Annotated in this window: 2 protein-coding genes and 1 pseudogene; all 3 read left to right on the top strand. The window is 73.3% G+C overall.

Going from position 1 to position 2,349, the window contains the following annotated elements:
* Window positions 1–65 precede the first annotated feature (65 nt).
* A complete protein-coding gene (locus tag QL987_RS00980; protein WP_111073964.1) occupies window positions 66–908 on the top strand; it encodes a fused MFS/spermidine synthase in 843 nt (280 codons plus the stop codon).
* A 134-nt stretch (window positions 909–1,042) separates the two neighbouring features.
* Window positions 1,043–1,774, top strand: coding sequence for a DUF4064 domain-containing protein (locus tag QL987_RS00975; protein WP_290155833.1), 732 nt, complete (start codon window positions 1,043–1,045; stop codon window positions 1,772–1,774).
* A gap of 109 nt (window positions 1,775–1,883) precedes the next feature.
* Window positions 1,884–2,349: pseudogene (locus tag QL987_RS00970) on the top strand (hypothetical protein); the annotation flags it as partial.

Here is a 2,349-nt window from a genome sequence, read left to right as displayed (position 1 = left end):
CGTCCGCCGGCCCACCACCCGCGGGTGGGGACCGGGCGGGGGTGCGGGTGGTGTTCCATGGACGCATGGCTGATGCGTTCGACGGGTTCCGGGTGGGTGCGGGGTACGCGGTCGTCGAGCCGGACCGGCACCGGCCGGGGTCGTTCACCCTGGTGGTGGACGGGACGCCGCAGTCGCACGTCGACCTCGAGGACCCGACGCACCTGGCGTTCGAGTACATCCGGCGGATCGGGCACGCGATCGACCTGCTGCCGCCGGGGCCGGTCACGGCGCTGCACCTCGGCGCCGGTGCACTGACCCTGCCGCGGTACGTGGCGGTGACCCGGCCGGGCTCGCGGCAGCAGGTCATCGAGCTCGAGCGGGACCTGGTCGACCACGTCCGGGATGCCCTGCCGTTCCCCCGCGGCGCCTCGATCCGGGTGCGGTACGGCGACGCGCGCGAGGTCATGGAGAAGCTGCCGGCCGGACTCCGCGGCACCGTCGACCTGGCCGTCGTCGACGTGTTCTCGGGTGCCCGCACGCCGGCGCACGTGACGAGTGTCGAGTTCTACCGGTCCGTCGCGTCGTTCCTGTCCCCGACCGGGATGGTCGCGGTGAACGTCGCGGACGGCGCCGGGCTGGCCTTCGCCCGGGGGCAGGCGTCGACGCTGCAGTCGGTGCTGCCCTCGGTGGCGGCGGTCGCGGACACCGGCATGCTCAAGGGTCGGCGCTTCGGCAACATCGTGCTGCTCGGCTCCCCCGGCGAGCTGCCGATCGCGGACATGCCCCGGCGGTACTCGTCCGACCCGCTGCCGAGCAAGGTCGTGCACGGCGACGAGCTGCGGGCCTTCATCGCGGGCGCCCCGATCGTCACCGACACCACGGCCGTCGGGTCGCCCGAGCCGAACAAGTCGGTCTTCGGCGCCTGAACACGATCGGGCACGCGCCGACCTGGGGCCTCGCTGCGGATCGCGCGGGCTCCGTACCCCGAGCGGGGGACGCTGCCAGGATGGTCGGAGCACGCCGCGCCAGCGCGCGACCGCACACCATGAGGAGGCCGCCGATGACCAACGACGATCGCAACGAGGAACAGCCCCGCTACGGCGAGCGCGAGCAGCCGCGCTACGGCGAGCGCGTCAGCCCGGAGCAGGGCGGCGCACCCCGCTCCGATGACCAGCCGACGCAGCAGTACCAGCAGCAGTCGGCGCCGCAGTGGGGTCAGCACGACCAGCAGCAGCACCAGCAGTTCGGGCAGCAGCAGTACGGGCAGCAGCAGTACGGGCAGCCGGGCGACCAGTACGGGCAGCAGCCGCAGCAGTACGGGCAGCCGCAGCAGTACGGCAACCAGCAGCAGGCCGGAGCCCCCGCCTGGCACTCGTACGACGAGCCCGCCAAGAAGAAGAAGACCGTCGGCGTCATCGCGTTCCTCGCGGCCGTCATCGCCCTCGTGATCGGCGCCGTCGGCGGGTACATGCTCGGCGTGGCCCTGTCGAACAGCCAGGTGCTGCAGGACTACGCGCAGAACGGCGGCTCCGGCAACCCCGCGGACACGCAGGAGCTGCAGCGTCAGCTCATGCAGGACCCGGAGTCGATGGCGGGTCTCGGTACCGGCTCGGTCCTGATGCTCGTCGGGTCGGTCTTCGGCCTGTGGGCGATCGTGCAGGGCATCGTGGCGATCGTCGCGAAGCGCGGCCGGCTCTGGGGAGTCCTGGCGATCATCCTCGCGGTCGTGGCCGCCATGGTGGCCGGCGCCGTGTACATCGGCGTCGCCGCCAGCTCCATGACCGGCATGTGACCGACAGCGCTCACGCAGACGGCCCGTCCCGGACTCCCGGGGCGGGCCGTCTGCGTTCGTGCGCGTGGCACGGTCACCTCCCGGGGCGACGCGGATACCCTCGACCCTGATGTCCCTCCCGCCCGACGAACGCCGAGACCACGACCGCGCCGACCAGGCCCGGGAGCCCCGTCATGCCGCCCCGGTGACCGCCGGGGTCAGCCCGGGCAGCACCTTCGCGCCGATCAGCCTGCGCCCCGCCGTCGACGTCCAGGCCGTGCAGGACCGCCTGCGCGACCTCGGGCAGAGCCGCAGCACCGACGCGCTGGCCGAACGGGCCGAGCTGCTCCGGCTGCTCGGCCGCCTGGACGAGGCGCTGACCGTCGCGGAAGAGGTGTTCCGCCTGACGATGTTCACCGGCGAGCGCCAGGACAAGGTGTCCGCACGGATCCGCCGCGCCCACATCCTGCACGACCTCGGCCGGTACGAGCGCGCCGCGACCGAGGCCTCGATGGCGCGGGACACCGCCGCGACCGAGGAGTGGCCGGAGCTCGAGGGCGCCGCCGCCGAACTCGAGGGCTGGTCCCTCTACGAAC

The organism is Curtobacterium sp. APC 4022, assembly GCF_030407555.1.
Lineage (GTDB): Bacteria > Actinomycetota > Actinomycetes > Actinomycetales > Microbacteriaceae > Curtobacterium.
This window is presented reverse-complemented; position numbering and strand designations above follow the sequence as displayed.

Bases quoted from the DNA above. Each gene is read 5' to 3' on its own strand.
- QL987_RS00980 (WP_111073964.1), top strand. From the start codon at position 66: ATGGCTGATGCGTTCGACGGGTTCCGGGTGGGTGCGGGGTACGCGGTC.
- QL987_RS00975 (WP_290155833.1), top strand. From the start codon at position 1,043: ATGACCAACGACGATCGCAACGAGGAACAGCCCCGCTACGGCGAGCGC.